Below are 20,601 nucleotides of genomic sequence, written 5' to 3' on the forward strand. Positions count from 1 at the left end.
GACACCCGCGGCCACCCCGGCGCCTGCAGCTGCGGCCCCCGCCGCGACCGCGGCGGCGAAAAAACCGGCCCCGCCCCCGCCCGGCGGCGGCGGCAAGATGGACACCCCGCGCCCGCCGGCGATGATGGATGCCGGCAAGGAACCGCTGCGCGGCTTCCTGATCAAGCACTCCAGCGACGCCGAGCGCGCGTTCTTCCTGCGCAGCGCGCAGCGCCTGCTGCCGCCGGCCTCGCGCGGCGACATCTCGGTCAACGACTTCATCGTGGTGATCCCGGCGTTCACCGTCAGCGAACTCACCGCCGCGTTCCAGATCGGCTTCCTGATCTTCCTGCCGTTCCTGATCATCGACCTGGTCGTGTCCAACATCCTGCTGTCGCTCGGCATGATGATGCTGTCGCCCACCACCGTGTCGCTGCCGTTCAAGCTGCTGCTGTTCGTGCTGATCGGCGGCTGGGCCAAGCTGGTGCATGGGTTGGTGCTTACTTATGGCGGCTGAACTTCGTCCAGCGGGACTCGGGGCTCGGGACTCGGGACTCGCCAGAGCGGTCGAACCGCACTTGCGGGCTCCCACCGGAACCTCATCTGTCCGCGCCGGCTTCCGAGTCCCCAGTCCCACGTCCCGAGTCCCGAACCATGGGTGACATGCTCGAACTGACCAAGCAGGCGCTGTGGCTGACGCTGCTGCTGTCGGGTCCACCGGTGGTCGCGGCGGCCGTGGTCGGCCTGGTGGTGGCCTTCATCCAGGCCGCCACCCAGCTGCAGGAACAGACCTTCGCCTACGCGATCAAGTTCACCGTGATCGTGGTGACCTTGTTCGTGACCGCGTCGATGATCGGCGGCACCCTGTACACCTTCGCCGACCGCATCTTCATCGACTTCCCGGGCATGGTCCGGCATTGATGCGCGCCGGTGAGCCCCGCGCGACCGGCGCATGATCAACTTCGATTCCGTCACCAACCTGATGCTCGCGCTGGGCCTGGTGCTGCCGCGCGTGATCGGCGCGTTCATGATGCTGCCGCTGCTGACCTCGGAGAACATGCCGCCGCTGGTGCGCAACAGCTTCATGGTCAGCCTGGCCATCATCGCGATCCCGGTGGCGGTGAACGGCGTGCCCCTGCACTCGCTGGGCACGCTCGACTGGGCGCCGATCATCCTCAAGGAGCTGTTCATCGGCATCTCGATCGGCTTCTGCTTCGGCATGGTGTTCTGGGCGATCAGCGCCGCCGGCAACATCATCGACACCCAGGTCGGCATGACCCTGGCGCAAGTGTTCGACCCGATCCAGGGCCACCAGGCCTCGCTGCACGGCAGCTTTCTGTCGCAGTTCGCGGCCTGGCTGTTCATGGCCAGCGGCGCGTTCCTGGTGTTCCTCGACCTGCTGCTGTCGAGCTATGCGATGTGGCCGGTGACGTCCTACTTCCCGACCCTGCACGCGGTCGGCATGGAGCTCTTCGTCGGTCAGTTCAGTTATCTGATGACCGCCTTGCTGGTGCTGGCCGCGCCGGCGATGGTGGTGCTGCTGCTGATCGACCTGACCTTCGGCCTGGTCAACCGTTTCGCCCCGCAGCTCAACGTGTTCACCATCACCATGCCGATCAAGGCCTGGCTGGCGACCTGGATCATCCTGCTGATGCTCGGCGTCTACGTCGAGATCGTGCTCGACCGCCTCAACGACAACCGCGGCCTGCTGGACGCCTTGAACCGCGTGTTCACTGCGTAGCGGAGTGGCTGCGGGTTGTCTTTGCGGGACCGGGGAAAAGCAAAGCAAGCCAAGGCAAGCGCAAATCTCCCCTGCCCCCTTCTCAAAGGGGGAACGGCACGGGTCTCGGGGAACGGCATCGGGATGCGCACCCGCTTCGGCAAGCAAGAACGGACGACGCCGATCGGCAACCGCTGCGCAACCCCGAGCCAACCGCGACTTCCCAGGCGCATGCTGTTGTCCCCTCTGACAGGGGGCGAACGGCGGCGCAGCGGGCGGGGGGATGCTCTTTGCCCTGCTTCGCGTCGTCGGCTCACAACGACGAACCGTCACCGCGGACGGGCGCGGACCGCTTGCACCTCAGCGCGGGTCGTCGAGCGGCGGCGGCAGTTCCATTTCGCTGTCGTCGCCGTCGCGCAGGCGGCGCACGCTTTCGGCCCAGTGCAGCACTTCGGCCACGGCCTCGAAGAACTCGTTGCCGATGTAGTCGTCCAGGGCCACGTGCTCGTTGAGGCCGCGCGCCAGCTCGACGTTCTGCAGGATCGGCACGCCGGCCTCGGCCGCGGTGCGCTTGATCTGCTCGGCCATGTAGCCCTCGCCCTTGGCCACCACCACCGGCAGATCGGTGACGCCGTGTTCGTACTGCAGGGCGATGGCGATGTGGGTGGGGTTGGTCACGACGACATTCGATTGGCGGACGGCATTGAGCATGTTCTGCTGCGACCACTCCTGATGCAACTGCCGCCGCCGGTTCTTCACGTGCGGGTCGCCCTCGTTCTCCTTGACCTCCTGCTGGATGTCGCGGCGACTCATGCGCAACTGCTTGGTGTAGGCGAACTTCTGGTACCACACGTCGATGGCGGAGACGAAGAAGAACACGAAGATGGTCCAGATGCCGATCCGGATCAGGCCGTGCCAGATGCCCGCGCCCATCGCCGCCGGCGGCGCGTACGGCAGCAGCATCAGCTGGGCCAGCATCTTGTAGAGCACGAACACGCCGATGCCGATCAGCGCCGCGCTCTTGATCACCGACTTGACCAGCTCGACGAGGTTGTCCATCGAGAACATCTTCTTCACGCCGTCGGCCGGGTTCAGCTTCTCCAGGTTGGGCTTGAGCTTGTCCAGGGTCAGGATCGGGCCGATCTGCAGGAACTCGATGATCACGCCCAGGAACACCGCCGTCGCCAGCAACGGTAGCGACAGCCACAGCAAGGTGTCGAAGGCGGTCGAGCCGACCTCGCGCAAGGCGTCGCCGAAGGGCTGGTTGATCGCCTTCAGGCTGGTCTCGAACAGGCGGATCAGCTTCATCCGCATGAAGTCGAGCATCATCCAGCCGCACACCACCCAGCCGAGCACCAGCACGGTGCTGGTCAGCTCCTTGCTCTTGGCGACGTTGCCCTGCTTGCGGGCGTCCCGGATCCGTTTTTGGGTAGGCGGTTCGGTCTTGTCGGCGCCCTGGTCCTTCGCCATGCGCGGCCCTTCCAGCGAGAGGGGGTCGAGGCTAGCACGGGCCTGCGAAAACGGGTCGTGCCGGCACACGCCAAATGCGAACTCGATACAGTGCGCGGGCCGGCCCGGCCGTCCGGGCTCGCTGCGGCGCAGCCGCCTGCGGCAGACCGGACATGGCGCGGATGAACGGGTCCTCGACGACCTAGGGTCATCCCGAGTTGGCCGCTTCGGCCCCCGGCGCTACATTTCGCCCATCCCCCCGACTTCACCCGTAACCTGCCCCGCATGAGCACGATCGGCAACGACCCGCGAATCGACCGCAGCAGCCTCGACGGGCAAGCTGCGCTCGAGCACCTGCGCGGACGCGAGCCGACCCCGCAAGAGCAGATCCAGCACGCTCCCCAGGTCGCCGAGACCATCCCGGCCTACGCACCGCCCGCGGTCGATCAGGGCGAGGACGTGCTCAATGCCGATGCCTGGAGCGAGGTCCCCGCCGGCGAACGCCTGCTCGCCGGCGACCCCGGCTTCGAACACCAGCTCGGCCAGATGGACCTGTCCTCGGCCGCCGACCACGGCGCCGACGCCGTCCTCGATTCGCTGAGCTGAACTGCCCCGGCGGCGCTCGACGCCGCAGCGCACCGGCCTGGGCTAGGCTAGTCCTCCTTCCCGTCCGATCGCCGCGCCCGCCGCGGCACGCCGCGACCGACTTGCCGTGACCGAAGCCAGCCCCACTCCCGAAGCCCTGCGCGCCGGCGCCGACCGCCTGGTGTCCGCGCTCGCCGCGCACAGCGACCCCGAGTACCGCCTGACCGTGCTCAAGCGCGTCGTGCGCCGCCTCGGCGAGGACCGCTATCCCTTATTCATCCGTTTACTCGGCGTCATCGCCGAAAGCGACGACGCACGCGCCCAGCGCCTGATCGCCGACACCTTCGGCACCGCCCTGCGGCGCATGGACCTGCCCGGCGGCGCATTGAGCTCCTGGGGCGCCACTCGCCTGCCCGACTCGACCGGCCCCGTCGCGGTCAGCTCGCTGTCCGGGCATTTCTTCGGCGCCACGCCGCGGCGCCTGCTCGGCCCGGTCGAATACCTCACCGTCTGGCATCTGCAGCGCACCCAGCGCACTGCGCTCGGCGCGGCGACCTTCCGCACCGCGCTGTCGCGCCTGATCGCCCTGCTCAACCGCAGCGAAGACGCCCGCACCCTGTATCCGCAGAAGCTCGCCGCCGACGCCCAGAACGAACTCGAAGGCGCCTACACCCGCGCCACCCGCGACCGTCTCGCCGCGATCGCCTCGGCCTGGCGCGCCGGCCAGTCGCCCGACGCCGTCGCCCAGGCCGCGCTCGCCGCCGACGAGTCCTCGCATCCGAGCGGCTGGGTGGTGCGCGACCTGTAGCCGGCGCTGCGACACTCGACCACATCCGCCCGCGCCGCGGCGATGCTGCAATGCCCACCTTCGCTCAGACGAGGTGGGCCGTGTCCCGACGCCCGTTGCCATCCGCCATCGCGCCGACACCGCATTCGGCTCCGCGCCGGCGCCTGCTCGCCGGCTTCGCCGCCACCGGCCTGCTGTCGGCCTGCGGCGGCCTGCTTTCAGCCTGCGATCGTCCCAAGCCGCTCTCCGTGCACGGCATCGACCTGAGCGGCCGCGATTTCGCCAACGACTTCCGCCTGCTCGACCCGCAGGGCCGCGAACGCTCGCTCGCCGACTTCCGAGGCAAGCTGGCGATGGTGTTCTTCGGCTTCACCCAGTGCCCCGACGTGTGTCCGACCGCGCTGACCCGCGCGGTGCAGATCCGCAAACGGCTCGGCGCCGAGGCCGAACGCCTGCAAGTGATTTTCATCACCGTCGACCCCGAGCGCGACACGCCGAAAGTGCTGGAGGCCTACACCCGGGCCTTCGACCCGAGCTTCCTCGGCCTGTACGGGGACCTTGAGCGCACCGCGCAGACCGCCAAGGCCTTCCGCGTGGTCTACGCGAAGGTACCGACCGGCCGGTCCTACACCATCGATCATTCCGCGCTGAGCTACGTCTTCGACGCCACCGGCGCGATCCGCCTGGCGCTGCGCCACGAACAGAGCGCGCAGGACTGCGTGCACGATCTCCGCCAGCTTCTGTGAGAACGCCATGACCTCGATCCGTCCGCTTGCCGCCCTCGCCGCGGCCCTGCTGCTGAGCGCGAACGCCGTGGCGCAACCGCCGCCGGTCGCGGTCGAATCGCCGTGGGTGCGCGCGAGCGTGCCGCAGCAACAGGCGACCGGTGCCTTCATGCGCCTGACCGCGCGCACCGACCTGCGCCTGGTCGCGGCGCGCTCGGACGTCGCGGACGCCACCGAAGTGCACGAGATGGCGATGCAGGGCCAGATGATGCGCATGCGCGAAGTGGCCGCGGTGGCGCTGCCGCGCGGCCGCAGCGTGGCGCTGGCGCCGGGCGGGTACCACATCATGCTGATCGGCCTGAAGCGGCCGCTGGCGGCCGGCGAGCAAGTGCCGATCACCTTGGTGTTCGAGGATGCCGCGGGGCGGCGCAGCGAGACCCGCGTACAGGCGGCCGTGCGTGCGCTGGGCGCGGGCGCGCCGTGACCGGCGGCGTGCGGCGCAAGCGAGGATAGGACCGATGCGGGCTTAAGTCCTTTGTAGGAGCGGCGTAAGCCGCGACCGCGCAACCCCGATCGCCCGCGCCGGCAAGGGCAGATTCGCGGTCGCGGCTTGCGCCGCTCCTACTCCCGCGAAGATACGCCGCTTCGATGGTCGGCATCGGCGTTGTTGTCTCTGCGCGTCCCTGGGTCGCGACTTACGTCGCTCCTACAGTGCCTTACCGATTCGTCGCGAACCGCATCCCGCATCCCGAGTCCCGAGTCCCGAGTCCCGGGCTCCAAGCCTCCCAACCTCAAATCCAGACTTCAAAACCCGATCAACCCACGCTCTGGCCCCGGTCGTTTGCCCAGCTTGCGCTGCAGCGAACGCCGATGCATGCCGAGCAGACGGGCGGTGGCGGAGATGTTGCCGCCGGTATCGTTGAGGGCCTGCTGGATGTGCTCCCACTCCATCCGCCGCAACGGCATCATCGTCTCCGGCGCAGGCAGCACCAGGGGCGTGTCCTGCGACTCCAGGCCGAGCACGGCGAGGATGTTCGAGATGCTCGCCGGCTTGGGCAGGTAATCGTCGGCGCCGCGCTTGATCGCATCGACCGCGGTGGCGACGCTGGCGTAACCGGTCACCAGCACGATGCGCATGTCGGCGCGCAATTCGCGCAGGGGCCGGATCAACTGCAGGCCGGATTCGTGGCCCAGCTTGAGGTCGATCAGGGCGAAGGCCGGCACCTGATGCAGGGCGAGGTCCAGGGTCCCGGCGACGCTCGCCGCGATGCGGGTGTCGACGCCGCGACGACCGAGGCTGCGCTGCAGGGTCGCGGCATAGGCCGGGTCGTCGTCGACGATCAGGCCGCTGAGGAGCGGGCGTGCACTGCTCATTGCGTTCATGCGCGGCATCCTAGTCGATGGCCGCGCGGCGGTCCTGCGGCAAACTGCCACAGGACAAAATGTCCAGGCTGTGGTGGCCCTCGCCCCAACCCCTCTCCCGCGGACGGGAGAGGGGCTCGAGCGACGACCCGGACCTCAGCCGCTTCGAACCGGCCGCTTACTGGCGTTTGCAGTCGACGACCCGCTCGGCGTCGGTGCCGTAGGCCACTTCGTGCAGGGTGATGGTGGTGCCGGCCGAAGCCTGCAGGCCGAACGGCACCTCGAGCTTGGCCATGTCGGCGCCGCCGGCACGCACGCACTTCAGCGGCACGCCGATCCGCAGCCACTGGCCGCGCGGCAGGCCGCGCAAGGTATCGCCGAACGGTACCTTGGACTCGCATTTCGGGCCGCAGGCGGCGATCAGATTGGTTTCGCCGGCGCCGACCGCATCGACCTTGAGGCCGATCAGCAACTGCACGTCGCCGTTGGTCTCGCGCACCAGTTCGACCGGCGTGTCGGCGACCCACTCCACCGTCGCATCGCCGTTCCATTGCAGGCGCCAGGCGTCTTCCTGCGCCTGATGGTCGACCGCGGTGATCGCCAGCGCGCGATTCGCGGTCGCCAACGGCGGCTTGCTCGCTTCGCTGTGCTGGCCTTGCGAAGCCACGCGCAGACGCCAGGCGCGCGGCAAGGCGCCGCGGCCGAGGAACTGCATCGAACGCTGGTCGAGGTCGGTCGTGCCCGGGTCTTCCGGCAAGGCCGCGACCTCGCCGCCGCGGGCATAACTGAGGCCATAGCCGAAGGCGAACTGCGGCGCGTAGTTCTTATCGCCGACGTTGACCACCTGCACCGCGGTCTTCGGCCACGAGTAAGGCAGCTTGCCCTTGAAGTCGTAGGGGATGCCGCCCTTGGCGTCGCGCAACAGCACATCGGCGACGCCGCCGCCTTCAGAGCCCGGCAACCACGCGGCGACGAAGGCATCGGACGCGTTGATCTCGCGATTGACCCACAGCGGCCGGCCCGACAGCAACACGCTGACCACCGCGATACCCTGCGCCTTCAAACGCTGGATCAGCTCGAGTTCGGGGTTGCGGGTCGGCCGGAACGCGAGCGTGCGCAGGTCGCCCTGGAATTCGGCGTACGGGTCCTCGCCGTAGACGACGATGGCGACGTCGGGCTTGTGCTTGTACTGCCCGTCCACGGCGAGTTCGGCCTGGCCGCCGGCGGCCTGGATGCGCTCGCGCAGGCCCGACCAGATCGATTGCGCATTCGGGAAGTCGGCCGGCTTCAGGCCGGTGCCCTGCCAGTTCAAGGTCCAGCCGCCGGACTGCTTGGCGATGTCGTCGGCGCCGTCGCCGGCCACCAGGATGCGCTGCTGCGGCCGCAACGGCAGCAGGCCGCGCTGATTCTTCAGCAGCACCAGCGATTCGCGCACCGCCTGGCGCGCGACCGCGCGGTGCTCGGGGCTGCCGAGCAGTTCGAACTTGCCGCCGAGCGGGCGCTTGGACGGCGCGCCGGCTTCGAACAGACCCAAGCGCAGCTTGACCCGCAGAATCCGCGCGACCGCGTCGTCGAGCCGCGCCATCGGGATCTCGCCGCTGCGCACTTGCTTGAGCGCGTTGTCGTAATAGCCGCGCCAACTGTCGGGCGCCATCAGCATGTCGACGCCGGCGTTGAACGCCGCCGCACAATTGTCGTTGCTGCACCCGGTCAGTTGGCCATGCGCGTTCCAGTCGCCGACCACGAAGCCGTCGAAGCCCATGCGCTGCTTCAGCACCTGGGTCAGCAACGCCTGGTTGCCGTGCATCTTCTGGCCCTGCCAGCTCGAGAACGAAGCCATCACCGTCTGTGCGCCGGCATCCAGCGCGGGCGGATAACCGGCGCCGTGCACGTCGCGCAGTTCGGCCTCGCCGATGCGCGCGTCGCCCTGGTCGCGGCCCTCGAAAGTCCCGCCGTCGGCGAGGAAATGCTTGGCGGTGGCGATCACGTGTGCGCCGTCGAGGAACTGCTTGGTGCCCAGCTTGCCCTGCAGGCCTTCGATCGCCGCGGCGGCGTAACTGGCGACGACCCGCGGGTCTTCCGAATAGCCTTCGTAGGTGCGGCCCCAGCGGTCGTCGCGCGGAACCGTCAGGGTCGGCGCGAAGGTCCATTCCATGCCGGTCGCGCGCACTTCCGCCGCGGTGACCTCGCCGATGCGCCGGATCAGCTCGGGGTTGCGGGTCGCGCCCAGGCCGATGTTGTGCGGGAACAGGGTCGCGCCGATCAGATTATTGTGGCCGTGCACCGCGTCGATGCCGAACAGGATCGGGATCGCGACCTTGCCGTCGCTGACGTCCATCGAGGCCGCATAGAAGCGGTCGGCGATGTCGAGCCACTCCTGCGGCGGCGCGTCGTAGCGCCCCCCGGGCTCGGAAATGCCGCCGGGTTCGGAGTTGCCGCCGGCCAAGATCGAGCCCAGGTGGTATTTGCGCACGTCCTCGGGCGAGGCGCTGTTGATGTCGGCTTGGACGATCTGGCCGACTTTCTCCTCCACACTCATCTTCGCCATCAGCTCGACGATGCGCCGCTCCAGCGCCTCGTCGCGCGGGATCGGCGCCTTCAGCGCCGGCCAGTGGGCCGGGTCGATCGTCGCCGCGCCGTTGGCCGCGGCGGCCAGGGCCGGCAGCAAGGCCAGGGCGAGCGCGCACAGCCGCCAGCCGCGCCGCGGCCGGCGCGCCTGGATCGATGGAACCGCGGCGCGAACGCGTTCGCTCGTCGATGCATTCATGGTTCACTCCTGTTGGGGCGATGCGTTGGGGCGCGAAACGGGACGCGATCTGCGAATCCGTTCGTCGTCGTCGCGCGCGATAGATGAGTATTCGGCGCGTATTCTGGCAAAATGCGCGGAACACGCGGCAAGGGAAACGACCGGTCATGCGAGTACGCATCGAAGATGTAGCGGAAGCGGCGGGCGTGTCGATGAAGACCGTCTCGCGCGTACTCAACCAGGAACCGAACGTCAGCGAGGAGACGCGCAAGCGCGTCGAAGCCGCCGCGCGCAAGTTGCAGTACCGTCCCAATCCATCCGCGCGCAGCCTCGCCGGCCAGCGTTCGTTCCTGGTCGCGCTGCTCTACGACAATCCCTCGAGCAACTATCTGATGGAAGTGCAGGCCGGCATGCTCGATGCCTGCATCGCTCATCACTACAACCTGATGCTCGCACCGGTGACCTACGGCGAACGCAAGTTCCTCGCCCACGTCGACGAGATCATCCAGCACTCGCGCGCCGACGGCCTGGTGCTGACCCCGCCGCTGACCGATCACCCCGGCCTGATGAAGCGCCTGGGCCAGCTCGGGATTCCCTACGCCAATATTTCCCCGAAGCTGCGCGGCGGCCGCATCGGCGTGGTGCTCGACGAGGAACGCGCGGTGCGCGAGATGATGGCCCACCTGGTCTCGCTCGGCCATCGCCGCATCGCCCACATCAAGGGCCATCCCGAGCACGGCGCCAGCCAGTGGCGCTTGAACGGTTACCGCGACGGGCTCGCCGCGGCCGGCATCGCCTACGATCCCGAGTTGGTGATCGACGGCGACTTCCATTACGACACCGGCGCGATCTGCGCCCAGCGCCTGCTGTTGATGGCCGACCGGCCGACCGCGATCTTCGCCGCCAACGACGACATGGCCGCGGGCACCATCCGCACCGCCAGCGAGATGGGCTTGTCGATCCCGGGCGACGTCTCGGTGTGCGGCTTCGACGACACGCCGATCGCGCGCCAGATCTATCCGCCGCTGACCACGGTGCGCCAGCCGACCCGCGAGATGGGCCGCCTGGCGACCCACGAGCTGTTCAAGCGCATCAAGGCGCCCGACGGCGGCCAGATGATCACCGCCGGCTACGAGCTGCAGCTGCGCCAGTCGACCGGGCCGATCGGCAAGGGCCGCACGCGCCGGCGTTGAACCGGCGCGCAAGCGGTGCGAGGAAAGGACCGCCGCGGAGCGCGGGACTCGCGTACGCGCCCTCGCCAGAGCCGCCGCGCTCACCGGAACAACCGCACTCACCAGAACAAGGTGTACAGCGCGACCAGGATCGCCAGCACGGCGACCGCGGCGATGTTGAACGAAGGCGCGGTGGCATAGCTGACGCCGTCGGTGGCGATACGGTCGCGGCCGGCGCCGGACGGCGTCGACAGCGACACCGCGACGGCCAGGATCGCCGCCAGCACGAACACCACGCCGACCCGGTTGACGAAAGGCAACTCGGGCCAGACCTGCTTGAGCAGGATCGACAGCGCCAGTGAGCCTACCGCCGCGGCAAGCGCGCCGGCTTCGTTGGCGCGCTTCCAGAACAGGCCCAGCACGAAGATCACCACGATGCCCGGAGTGAAGAAACCGGTGTATTCCTGGATGTACTGGAAGCCCTGATCGAAGCTGCCGAGCAGAGGCCGCGCGGTCAGGATGCCGATCACGATCGACACCGCCGCGGCGATGCGGCCGATCCGCACCAGCTTGCGCTCGGACGCATCGGGACGATGCTTGGCATAGAAATCCAGGGTGAAAATGGTCGCGACCGAATTGATCTTCGACGCCAGCGAGGCCACGATCGCCGCGATCAGCGCCGCGAACACCAGGCCCAGCGCGCCGGTCGGCAGCAGCGCCATCATCGCCGGATAGGCGTCGTCGTTGCGCTCCAGGCCCGGCGCCAGCATCACCGCGGCGATGCCCGGCAGCACCACGATGACCGGCAGCACCAGCTTGAGGATCGCCGCGAACACGATGCCCTTCTGCGCCTCGCGCAGGTCCTTGGCGGCCAGGGCGCGCTGGATGATGTATTGGTTGAAGCCCCAGTAGCTGACGTGCGCCACCCACAGGCCGCCGACCAGCACGCCGATGCCCGGCAGGTCCTTGTAGAACGGGCTGTCCGGCGGCAGGATCATCTTGAAATGTTCCGGATGCGTCGCCCACAGCGTCTTGAAGCCGGCGACGATGCCGGCGCCGTCTCCGATCTTGCTCAAGGTCAGCCCGGCCACCAGCAGGCCGCCGAGCACCAGCAGCGAGACCTGCACGATGTCGGTCAGCGCGACCGCCTTGAGCCCGCCGTAGAGCTGATAGGCCAGGGCGAAACCGCCGAGCAGGCTCAACGCCAGCATCTGGTCCATGCCGGTCACCTGCACGATCGCCAGCGACCCCAGCCACAGGATCGAGGTCAGGTTGACGAACACGTACAAGCCGAGCCAGAACACCGCCATCAGGGTGCGGATGCGGTTGCCGTAACGTTCTTCCAGGAACTGCGGCATGGTGTAGATGCCATTGCGCAGGAAGATCGGCAGGAAGAACTTGCCGACCACGAGCAGGGTCGCAGCGGCCATCCATTCGTAGGAGGCGATCGCCAGGCCCAGCGCGTAACCGGAGCCCGACATGCCGATGATCTGTTCGGCGGAGATGTTGGCGGCGATCAGCGAAGCGCCGATCGCCCACCACGGCAGCGCCTTGCTGGCGAGGAAGTAGTCCTTCGCGGTTTTCTCGTGCCCGGCCTTCTCGCGCGAGACCCACTGCGCGAGAGCGAAGACGCCGGCCAGGTAGACCAGGACGATGAGGGTGTCGAGCAGGGAGAGTTTCATGCGGTCCTGTCTGTCCGGGGCGGTGTCTTCGCCGTTCTACCCGCTGCCGCAGGGCGCGGCCACGGCTGCGGCCGCTGTGAGTGCATGAATTCGATTGCAGTGGCGATTGGGCGTATCGGAGAGGAGGCATGCCGGGGACGGGCCTGGCACCGAGGCGGTCGCGCCGATGCCGGCCCAACTAAGAAGCCGGATACGTCCACCGCATCGATCTCTCCAGGCCAGCCTGAGCCGAGATCCACCCGCGAAGCCCGCCAGGCGTCCTTCCCGCGAAGGCGGAAATGACGAGCGAAGCGCGGCGCTGAAGTCCTTGGATACGCGGCTATCGCCGAAGTAGAGCGACTTCCGCCTTTGCGGCGATGACGGATGAGCGACGAGGTCAGCACCGTCCGGCCTTCGCCTGCACCCGCCGCCGGCACCCAGCGCCCCGCCCGCACGACGTGGGGGTTCGTGCGGGACGGAGCGCAGGGCTTGGGACAGGGCGCTGCCGCCATCAGAAGTTCCAGCGCACCCGCACGCCGTAGCTGCGCGCATCGTTGAGGAAGCGGGTGTTGACGCCGGAACCGACCAGGGCCTTCTGCGACACGTCCTTGTTGGTCAGGTTGCTGCCCCAGACTTCGACGCGCCAGGCCCCGTCGAGCGTGGTGAAGCCGGCGCCGGCGTTGATCTGGGTGAAGCCCTTCTGCTCGTCCGGGAAGCCCGCGGTCGCCGAGTCCTCGATGCGGTCGACGGTGCCGGCGGTGTCGCGCAGGAACACCACCTCGCGGTCGTTGTACTGGGTCAGGAAGAACGAGGAGCGATACGCGGCCAGCACTTGCCAGTCGAAGGTGCCGCGCGAGAACTCGATGGCCTGTTGCAGACGCGCGTTGAAGGTGTACTTCGAGGACAGCGGCAGGTCGTTGCCGGACAGGTCGATCTGCGAGGTGATGCCGCCGTTGCCGAAGTCCTGGCTGCGCACGTCGGCGACCATGCCTTCCTTGATCTCGGTCTCCAGGTACAGCGCGTTGAGGTCGAGGGTGAAGCCGCCGCCGAAGCGGAGCCGGCTCTCGGCCTCGATGCCGTACAGCTCGGACTTGCCGACGTTGCGGTTGACCAGGGCGAAACCGGTGGCTTCGCCGTCCGGATTGAAAGCGATCACGCTGAGGTCCTGGAAGACCTGGTCGTCGTAGTCGTAGTAGAAGCCGCTGACGTTGAAGGTCGAGGTGCGGCCGAGGAACTCGAACGAGTTCTTCGAGCCGATCTCGAACGCGGTCAGTTTCTCCGGCTTGTAGGTTTCGGGAATCACGTTGACGTCGAAGCTGTCGTTGAAGCCGCCGGCCTTGTGCCCGGTGGAGACGGTCGCGTACAGCAGGTTGCGTTCGCTGAGGTCGTACTCGAAGCCCAGGCGCCAGTCGATGAAGTCGAAGGCGCTGGAGCCGTGCTGCGCCGACGGCACGCCGAGCGCGATGAAGCTGTGCTGGCCGTTGGCCGGGCAGTTGACGGTGTTGCCGCCGGTGTCGGGACGGTCGACGCAGGTGCCGTTCGGGCGGCTGCCGTCGACGATTCCGGCCAGTTGCTGCTGCATGGTGTCGCGCGCGCCGGCCTGCAGCACGCCCTGCAGCAGGAAGCGGGCGAGGTCGGCATTGCTGGTCAGGCCGGTCACGTCGAACGAAGGCCGGTCGAGCAGGGTCGGCTTGAAGCCTTCGGTGCCGAGGCGGGTCTGGAACACGCCGCCGTCGCCGCCCAGGCCGATGGTCCAGTTGCCGCCGATGCCGTCGCGCGACTTGCGCTCGTCGGTGTAGCGCACGCCGCCCTTGACGCGCAGGCGTTCGTTGACGTCGAAGGTGCCGTCGCCGAAAGCCGCCCAGGATTTGCCGTCCACGTCGGGCATGGTGAATTCGGTGCCCGAGTAGAACGCGCCCTTGTCGGCGAGAGCGAAGAAACCGACCTGCTGCTTTTCGTGGAAGTAGAAACCGCCGGTGGTCCAGCGGAAGCGCGCGTCGTCGTCGGACGACAGGCGCAATTCGTGGGTCTGCGATTGCGAACGCGCTTGCAGGTAGTTGGTGCCGAAGTTGTCGTAGTCGATGCCGCCCCAGGTCGCCGGCTCGCCCGGCGGACGCGCGCGCAGGTCGCGCCCCGGCCAGGTGTTGCCGTCGGCGGCGGCGTTGATCTGGAAATAGTCGACGTCGCGGTAGCTGCCGTTGTACTCCAGGGCGACGCCGCCGAAGTCGTAGCGCACCGTGCCCTGGAAGCCCCACAGCTTGTTGTCGACCTTGCCCTGCACGCCGCGGTAGATCACCTCGCGCATGTCGATGTCTTCGGAGGTATAGCCCTCCTCGGCGGCGCGGAACAGGCCGGCGCCGGGATAGCCGGTGCCGAGCTCGCGGCCGACATCGAGCATCGCGAACACCGACAGCTTGTCGTCGGGCTCGTACAGGAACGACAGGCGTCCGGCGCTGTCGTCCTGGATGCCGGCCGGGTCGAGGTGCTGCCACAGGCCGACGTTCTTGAAGCCGGCGTTCTTCTCGATGTGATAACCGGCGAAACGCAGCGCGGCGTATTCGCCGAGCGGGAAGTTGAGCGCGGTCTCGTAACCCTTCTGGTCGCGGTTGCCGACTTCGCCCTGCACGTAGCCGCTGAACTGCCCGCCGAGTTCGGGCTTCTTGGTGACGATGTTGAGGGTGCCGGCGAGCGCGTTGCGGCCGCGCAAGGTGCCTTGCGGACCCTTGTTGATCTCGACCCGTTCCAGGTCGTAGAACATGCCGCCGAGGCCGCGCGGACGCGGGATGTAGGCGCCGTTGACGTGCGGCGCGGCGCCCGGGTCGCCGAGCTCGGTGTTGTTGGACGAGCCGACGCCGCGAATGAAGACTTCGGTCGCGCCTTCCTGGTTGGCGATGCTCAGGCCGGGCACAGCGACCTGCATCTGGCGCAGCTCGTTATTGATGCCGAGCCCGCGCAGATCGTCCTGCGACAAGGCCTGCGCGGTGCCGGCGTACTTCTGCAGGCTTTGCTCGCGGCGTTCGACGGTGACGATCACCGAATCCAGGTCGGTGGCTTCCTTGCCCGATGCGGCGGGCGCCTCGGCGGGCGACGACGCGGTGTCCTGGGCGGCGGCATGGCCGGCCATCAGCGCGGCGAAGATCGCAAAACTCAAGGTCGAACCGCGGACACGCTGGTGCATAGGCAGGTTCATCAGGACATCCCCTCCCCGGGGCCGGCTGCGAGCCGATCGTTGTTGTGTGTGGTGTGAGCGCGCGCCGCGAAGTCGGACCGGCGGCAGTGCGGAAAGCTTGTAGCGCGGCCATGACAGCGCTGTCAACTTGAGGACAGAATGCGGCGATGCAACATGGTTGCGACGCTCGATCGACGCTCGTGCCGATGCCGGGACGACTGTCTAGCGGGAGCGTGATGCGGATCACGCGCAACGCGCGTTCACCGGCACGTAAGCGGTTTCAATGCGCGCGCCGCCGTTGCCGGCGTGCAACCAAAGTCGGGGGCGCAGGCGACGACGCCGATGGCACTCGACGTTCGTTGCGCGGCGCCGGGTGCGCACCGGTTTGCGCAATGCATCACGCGTTCGCGCACGCCGCGTCGACGCCCTCGCCGCTCGCCTCCGGCGAGACGCGCCGACGAAGAACCCCGGCCGAAGCCGGGGTTCCGGGCGTGCCTTGCGAACGATGGACCCGACTACGGCATCGCGTCGGTCGCGGCGTCGGCATTGACGATGCCGGTGCCGATCAACTGCGGCGGCACCGGCGGCACCGGGAACGGACGCGCGGTGGACTTGATCAGGCGTTCGATCACCGCCGGCGATTCGTCCGGCGCGGGCTTGGACTGCATCAACGCCACCACCCCGGCCACGAACGGCGCCGCCATTGAGGTGCCGTTGTAGTTGGCGTAGCTGGCTGCGCCCGGGGTGGTGGTGCCGTTGTTGAGCGTGGACAGAATGCCCACGCCCGGCGCCGCCACGTCGACCACCGATGTGGTGCCCCAGTTGGAGAAGCTGGCCTTGCCGCCGGCCGAAGTGCTGGCGCCGACGGTGATCACGTTAAGGCAGCTGGCCGGCTGGAAGTTCGCCGCGTTGGCGTTGCTGTTGCCGGCCGCGACCACCACGGTCACCCCGCGCGACACCGCGCCGTTGATCGCGTTCTGGAAGGTCGAGCTGCAGGTGCCGCTGCCGCCGAGGCTGAGGTTGATCACCACCGCCTTGTTGGCGCCGACCGCGGGCACGCCGGCGACGGTGCCGCCCGAGGCCCAGGTGATCGCATCGGCGATGTCGACCAGGGTGCCGCCGCACTTGCCGAGCGCGCGCGCGGTCAGCACCTTGGAACGGAACGCGGTGCCGGCGACGCCGACCGCGTTGTTGGTGACCGCCGCGGCGATGCCGGTGACGTGGGTGCCGTGCCAGCTCGACGGATTGGTGCCGCACCAGTCGCCGGGGTCGGCCGGGTTGCTGTCGCGGGCGTTGCCGTCGTTGGCGGTGGCGACGTTGGTGATGAAGTCGTAGCCGGCCGGCGAGGTCAGGTTGGCGGCGAGATCGGGATGCGCGGTGATGCCGGTGTCGATCACCGCGATGATCTTGCCCTGGCCCTGATAGCCGTTGTCCCAGGCGGTGTTGGCGCGAATGCCGCCGGCGACGCCGTGCAGGCCGTATTGCGAGGGGTAGCTCGGGTCGTTCGGGGTCAGGATCGGCTGGAAGATCGAGTTGGGCTCGACGTATTCGACGTCCGGATTGGCCGCGATCCGCTGCATCAGCGTGGTCGCTTCGACCACGTCGAGCGGACGGCTGACTTCGATCAGTTCGGCGCCGGTCGAGACCGGACCGGCGTGCTTGACGCTCAGGTCCTTGCGGCCGAGCACGGCGACGGCCGTGCTGAGTTCGCGCTGGAAGTCGAGCGCTTTCGGCGTGCCCGACTTGTAGGCGACGACGAAACCGGCGACCGGCCGGTCGGGATCGAGACTGCTGAGGTTGACGCGGTCGGCGGCTAACGCCGGCGCGGCGAGGAGGATGGAAACGGTGGCGACCGCCAGCGCATGCCGGCGCAGGGTGGAGACTGATGGCTGAGACATTGCGAAACTCCCGTGAGGTTTCGTAGGCCGCGGTATGCGGCGGAACCGTCCTGGTTCTCTCTCGCGATCGACTGTTTCGAGGACTGCGGTCTTGCGCGAGCGCGTCCGGACGTGGCGCGGACACAGCGCTATGTCCGCGCTAGGCAGCCTAGGCACTGACGCCGGACGCGCAATACGCAAATGCATCTGCATCACAGCGCATTCGTGAACGAGCGGGATGGATATGGGATTCGAACGCGATGTCGCGCGGAGACTGAACGAATGCGCTGCACCTGCGCCGTTCGCGCCTACGCTCGAACTGCGACGACAGGCGTGAAAATCCTGACTGGCTATTTTTTCGCCATTGGAAAATTGCAACCGAGAGTGGCGCGCCTAGGCCCGCCGGCCGATGCGCCGGCAGAAGTTAGCCGCTTACGACGCATCGCCCAGGCGGCCGCGGTCGCGCCGCCGGCACGCTCGCGGCGCCGGCGTCGCGGCCACGGCAACGGCCAATGTCTCGTCGGCTTACTCCATGTAGACCGCTTCGACGTTATGGCCGTCGGGGTCGAGCAGGAACGCGGCGTAATAGCCGGCGCCGTAATCCTCGCGCAGCCCGGCGCCGCCGTTGTCGCGGCCGCCGGCCTTGACGCCTTCGCGATGGAAGCCGTCGACGGCGGCGCGGCTGCCGGCGCGGAATGCGACATGCGCACCGCCGCGCGCATCGCCGTCGGGATACAGCCACAGTGCCGGCGCGTCCTTCGGGCCGAGCCCGGCGCCGCTGTCGTCGCTGGAGCCGACGACGTGGCCGAGCGGCTTCAATGCGGCACGGTAGAACTTCAGGCTGGCGGCGAGATCGCGTACCTTCAAACCGACGTGGTCGTACATGAGGGAACCTCCTCGAAAGGGAGGTCAGCTTGCCGGGCCGCGGCCGATGCGTTCTTGGAAAATCTTGCGGTCGCCGCGCGCGGCCTGGCGGAAGCGGCGCGGCGAGACCCCGGCGGCCCGATGGAAGCTGCGGCTGAAGTTGGACAAGTCGGCGAAGCCGCTGTCGTAAGCGACCTCGGTAATCGGCCGCTGCGGGTCGGCCAGCAAGGATGCGGCGCGGCGCAGGCGCGCACGCAGCAGGTATTGATGCGGAGTGACCCCGAGCGCATCGGCGAACAGGCGCAGGAAATGGAAGGCGCTGATCCCGGCGATGCGCGCGCCGTCGTCGAGGCCGACCGCGCGATGCGCGTTCGCGTCCAGCCACATCGCCGCCTCGACCGCGCGGCGCCGATCGGCGGCGCGCGGCCGCAGGCGTTTGCCAGCCGCACCATCGACGGTGTCGACGCAACGCCGCGCCAACAGCAGGCCGACCTCATCGACGCCGAGATCGCTGCGCCCCTCCGCCGCGGCCTGGGCGAGTTCGCCCCAGACCATCAGTTCCGGCAACGGCGGCACGCCGCCGGCGCGCCACAACGCGCTGTTCGCGCCGAGTTCGTCGACGAGCGCCGGCGACAGATGAAACGACAGGCATTCGTCGCCGCAGCCGTGGTGTTCGTGGGTACACAGGAACTCGTCGCCGGCACGGCCGACCAACACGCTGCCGGCGACCAGTTCGTAGGCCTCGCCGCGCACGCGATAGCCGAAGCTGCCGCGGCGCACGTAGGAAATGCAGTGGCTGCGGTGACGCTCGACGAAGGGCGCATCCCGCGGCCCCGCCCCGCAGCGGTAGTCGACCGCGTGGAGCGATGCGCCTTCGCTGAGCGGAATGATCTGCATGCCGCCGATGCTAGGCCCGGGCGGCAGCGCTGGCAATGACCGGGTTGCGCGCTTTGGCAGTGTGGAGAGGAGTGAGAAGCGAGGAGTGAGAACGAGGCTCGAGGGGGCGGGCGGGATCAGGCGGGGTCGGCGCCAATACCGTATCGCTTCGGGGCGTCGCCTAGACCAACAGCCCACTCGTTCCTAGTTCCTGCCTACTCTTTGCTCGCCTTGCCTACTCACTCCTCCCCACTCACTCCTGTTTACTCTCCCTCACACAACCCTCAACTCTCGTAAGCCGACTCGCCATGAGTCGTGATATCCAGGCCTTCGCGTTCGGATTCCTCCGGCACGCGCAGACCGACCACGAGCCTCACGATCGCGAAGGCGACCACCGAGACCACGCCCGACCAGACCACGGTGATGCCGACGCTCAGGGCCTGCACGCCCAGCTGCTCGGCGATGCTGTCGTTGCCGGCACCGAGGCCGAAGCCGCCGAGCGTGGGCGAGCTGAACACGCCGGTCAGCAAGGCGCCGATGATGCCGCCGAGGCCATGCACGCCGAATACGTCGAGGGCGTCGTCGGCGCGCAACAGGCGCTTGAGGCCGTGCACGCCCCACACGCACAAGGCGCCGGCGATCGCGCCGATCGCGATCGCGCCGAACGGACCGACCGTGCCGCAGGCCGGGGTGATCGCGACCAGGCCGGCGACCACGCCCGAAGCGCCGCCGAGCATCGACGGCTTGCCCTTGATCACCTTCTCCACCAGGCTCCAGGCCAGCGCCGCCGCGGCCGTCGCCAGCAAGGTGTTGAGGAAGGCCAGCGCCGCGCCGGCGGTGGCTTCGAGGTTGGAGCCGGCATTGAAGCCGAACCAGCCCACCCACAGCAGCGACGCGCCGATCATGGTGAAGGTGACGTTGTGCGGCTTGATCGCCTCGCGCCCGTAGCCCACCCGCTTGCCGACGAAGTAGGCGCCGACCAGGCCGGCGATGCCGGCGTTGATATGCACCACCGTGCCGCCGGCGAAGTCGATCGCGCCCTTGGCGAACAGATAGCCGTCGGGCCCGTACCAGACCATGTGCGCGATCGGCAGGTAGGCGAAGGTGAACCAGATCGCCGAGAACAGCAGCACCGCCGAGAACTTGATGCGCTCGGCGAAGGCGCCGACGATCAGCGCGCCGGTGATGCCGGCGAAGGTCGACTGGAAGGCGATGAAGACGTACTCCGGCAGGGACACGCCGGCGGTGAAGGTGGCCGCGAGCGAGGCCTTGTCGACGCCCTTGAGGAACAGTTTGTCGAAGGTGCCGATGAAGGCGTTGCCGCCGCCGAACGCCAGCGAGTAACCGTAAGTCACCCACAGCAGTACGATCAGCGAGAACACCGCCAGCACCTGCATCAACACCGACAGGACGTTCTTGGAGCGCACCAAGCCGCCGTAGAACAGGGCCAGGCCCGGCACCGTCATCAGCAGCACCAGCAGGGTCGAGGTCAGCATCCAGGCGACGTCGCCCTTGTCGACCACCGGCGCGGCCGCGGCGGCGGTTTCCTGCGCCCGCGCGGCGCCGGCCGACAACAACGCCAACACCGGTGCGGCGGCCAGGGCCATGGGGCTTGCGATCCGCTCGCGC

At 68.4% G+C, this 20,601-nt stretch carries 16 protein-coding genes and 1 pseudogene; 8 read left to right on the forward strand and 9 right to left on the reverse strand.

The window, feature by feature from the left end:
• The 3 genes and pseudogenes from ACSAMQ_RS12230 to sctT all read left to right on the forward strand — a co-directional run.
• Positions 1-496 (forward strand): annotated as a pseudogene (locus tag ACSAMQ_RS12230) (hypothetical protein); the annotation flags it as partial.
• Positions 497-633: 137 nt separating this feature from the next.
• Positions 634-900 carry a type III secretion system export apparatus subunit SctS gene (gene sctS, locus ACSAMQ_RS12235; RefSeq protein ID WP_031373468.1) on the forward strand — a complete coding sequence of 89 codons (267 nt, stop codon included), beginning with the start codon at positions 634-636 and terminating at the stop codon, positions 898-900.
• A 31-nt stretch (positions 901-931) separates the two neighbouring features.
• On the forward strand, positions 932-1,720 hold the full coding sequence (gene sctT, locus ACSAMQ_RS12240) for a type III secretion system export apparatus subunit SctT (protein ID WP_435395903.1): 789 nt from the start codon (positions 932-934) through the stop codon (positions 1,718-1,720).
• Positions 1,721-2,059: 339 nt separating this feature from the next.
• Here sctT and sctU read toward each other — a convergent pair whose 3' ends face one another.
• Positions 2,060-3,169 (reverse strand): type III secretion system export apparatus subunit SctU, encoded by a 1,110-nt coding sequence (gene sctU / locus ACSAMQ_RS12245; RefSeq protein ID WP_435395904.1) that lies wholly within the window; start codon positions 3,167-3,169, stop codon positions 2,060-2,062.
• 264 nt (positions 3,170-3,433) lie between these two features.
• On the opposite strand from sctU, the gene ACSAMQ_RS12250 reads away from it, so the two are divergent.
• The 4 genes from ACSAMQ_RS12250 to ACSAMQ_RS12265 all read left to right on the forward strand — a co-directional run bounded on the left by ACSAMQ_RS12250 (position 3,434) and on the right by ACSAMQ_RS12265 (position 5,729).
• Positions 3,434-3,754, forward strand: a complete 321-nt coding sequence (locus tag ACSAMQ_RS12250) for a hypothetical protein (protein ID WP_435395905.1) — start codon at positions 3,434-3,436, stop codon at positions 3,752-3,754.
• Positions 3,755-3,860: 106 nt separating this feature from the next.
• Positions 3,861-4,541, forward strand: coding sequence for a hypothetical protein (locus ACSAMQ_RS12255; protein WP_435395906.1), 681 nt, complete (start codon positions 3,861-3,863; stop codon positions 4,539-4,541).
• Between the two features lie 80 nt (positions 4,542-4,621).
• Positions 4,622-5,266: an SCO family protein gene (locus ACSAMQ_RS12260; protein WP_435395907.1), complete on the forward strand. Its 645-nt coding sequence runs from the start codon at positions 4,622-4,624 to the stop codon at positions 5,264-5,266.
• Between the two features lie 7 nt (positions 5,267-5,273).
• Positions 5,274-5,729 carry a copper chaperone PCu(A)C gene (locus ACSAMQ_RS12265; RefSeq protein ID WP_435395908.1) on the forward strand — a complete coding sequence of 152 codons (456 nt, stop codon included), beginning with the start codon at positions 5,274-5,276 and terminating at the stop codon, positions 5,727-5,729.
• Positions 5,730-6,049: 320 nt separating this feature from the next.
• Here ACSAMQ_RS12265 and ACSAMQ_RS12270 read toward each other — a convergent pair whose 3' ends face one another.
• Together ACSAMQ_RS12270 and ACSAMQ_RS12275 are read right to left on the reverse strand one after the other, a co-directional pair.
• On the reverse strand, positions 6,050-6,619 hold the full coding sequence (locus tag ACSAMQ_RS12270; RefSeq protein ID WP_435395924.1) for a response regulator transcription factor: 570 nt from the start codon (positions 6,617-6,619) through the stop codon (positions 6,050-6,052).
• 166 nt (positions 6,620-6,785) lie between these two features.
• Entirely contained in the window at positions 6,786-9,374 is a 2,589-nt protein-coding gene (locus ACSAMQ_RS12275; protein WP_435395909.1) for a glycoside hydrolase family 3 N-terminal domain-containing protein, read from the reverse strand.
• Between the two features lie 146 nt (positions 9,375-9,520).
• Here ACSAMQ_RS12275 and ACSAMQ_RS12280 point away from each other — a divergent pair, with 146 nt between their 5' ends.
• Positions 9,521-10,546: a LacI family DNA-binding transcriptional regulator gene (locus ACSAMQ_RS12280; RefSeq protein ID WP_057919500.1), complete on the forward strand. Its 1,026-nt coding sequence runs from the start codon at positions 9,521-9,523 to the stop codon at positions 10,544-10,546.
• Positions 10,547-10,644: 98 nt separating this feature from the next.
• Here the strand turns inward: ACSAMQ_RS12280 and ACSAMQ_RS12285 are convergent, their stop codons facing one another.
• From ACSAMQ_RS12285 to ACSAMQ_RS12310, 6 genes are all read right to left on the reverse strand, one after another.
• Positions 10,645-12,207 carry a sodium/sugar symporter gene (locus ACSAMQ_RS12285; protein ID WP_435395910.1) on the reverse strand — a complete coding sequence of 521 codons (1,563 nt, stop codon included), beginning with the start codon at positions 12,205-12,207 and terminating at the stop codon, positions 10,645-10,647.
• Positions 12,208-12,697: 490 nt separating this feature from the next.
• Positions 12,698-15,376 (reverse strand): TonB-dependent receptor, encoded by a 2,679-nt coding sequence (locus tag ACSAMQ_RS12290; RefSeq protein ID WP_435395911.1) that lies wholly within the window; start codon positions 15,374-15,376, stop codon positions 12,698-12,700.
• A gap of 494 nt (positions 15,377-15,870) precedes the next feature.
• Positions 15,871-17,253 carry a S8 family peptidase gene (locus ACSAMQ_RS12295; RefSeq protein ID WP_435395912.1) on the reverse strand — a complete coding sequence of 461 codons (1,383 nt, stop codon included), beginning with the start codon at positions 17,251-17,253 and terminating at the stop codon, positions 15,871-15,873.
• A gap of 504 nt (positions 17,254-17,757) precedes the next feature.
• Positions 17,758-18,117, reverse strand: coding sequence for a VOC family protein (locus ACSAMQ_RS12300; protein WP_435395913.1), 360 nt, complete (start codon positions 18,115-18,117; stop codon positions 17,758-17,760).
• A 24-nt stretch (positions 18,118-18,141) separates the two neighbouring features.
• Positions 18,142-18,993, reverse strand: a complete 852-nt coding sequence (locus tag ACSAMQ_RS12305; protein WP_435395914.1) for a helix-turn-helix transcriptional regulator — start codon at positions 18,991-18,993, stop codon at positions 18,142-18,144.
• Positions 18,994-19,256: 263 nt separating this feature from the next.
• Positions 19,257-20,579: an ammonium transporter gene (locus tag ACSAMQ_RS12310; protein ID WP_435395925.1), complete on the reverse strand. Its 1,323-nt coding sequence runs from the start codon at positions 20,577-20,579 to the stop codon at positions 19,257-19,259.
• Positions 20,580-20,601: the final 22 nt, after the last annotated feature.

Source organism: Lysobacter sp. 1R34A, from assembly GCF_051217035.1.
Classification (GTDB): Bacteria; Pseudomonadota; Gammaproteobacteria; order Xanthomonadales; family Xanthomonadaceae; genus Lysobacter.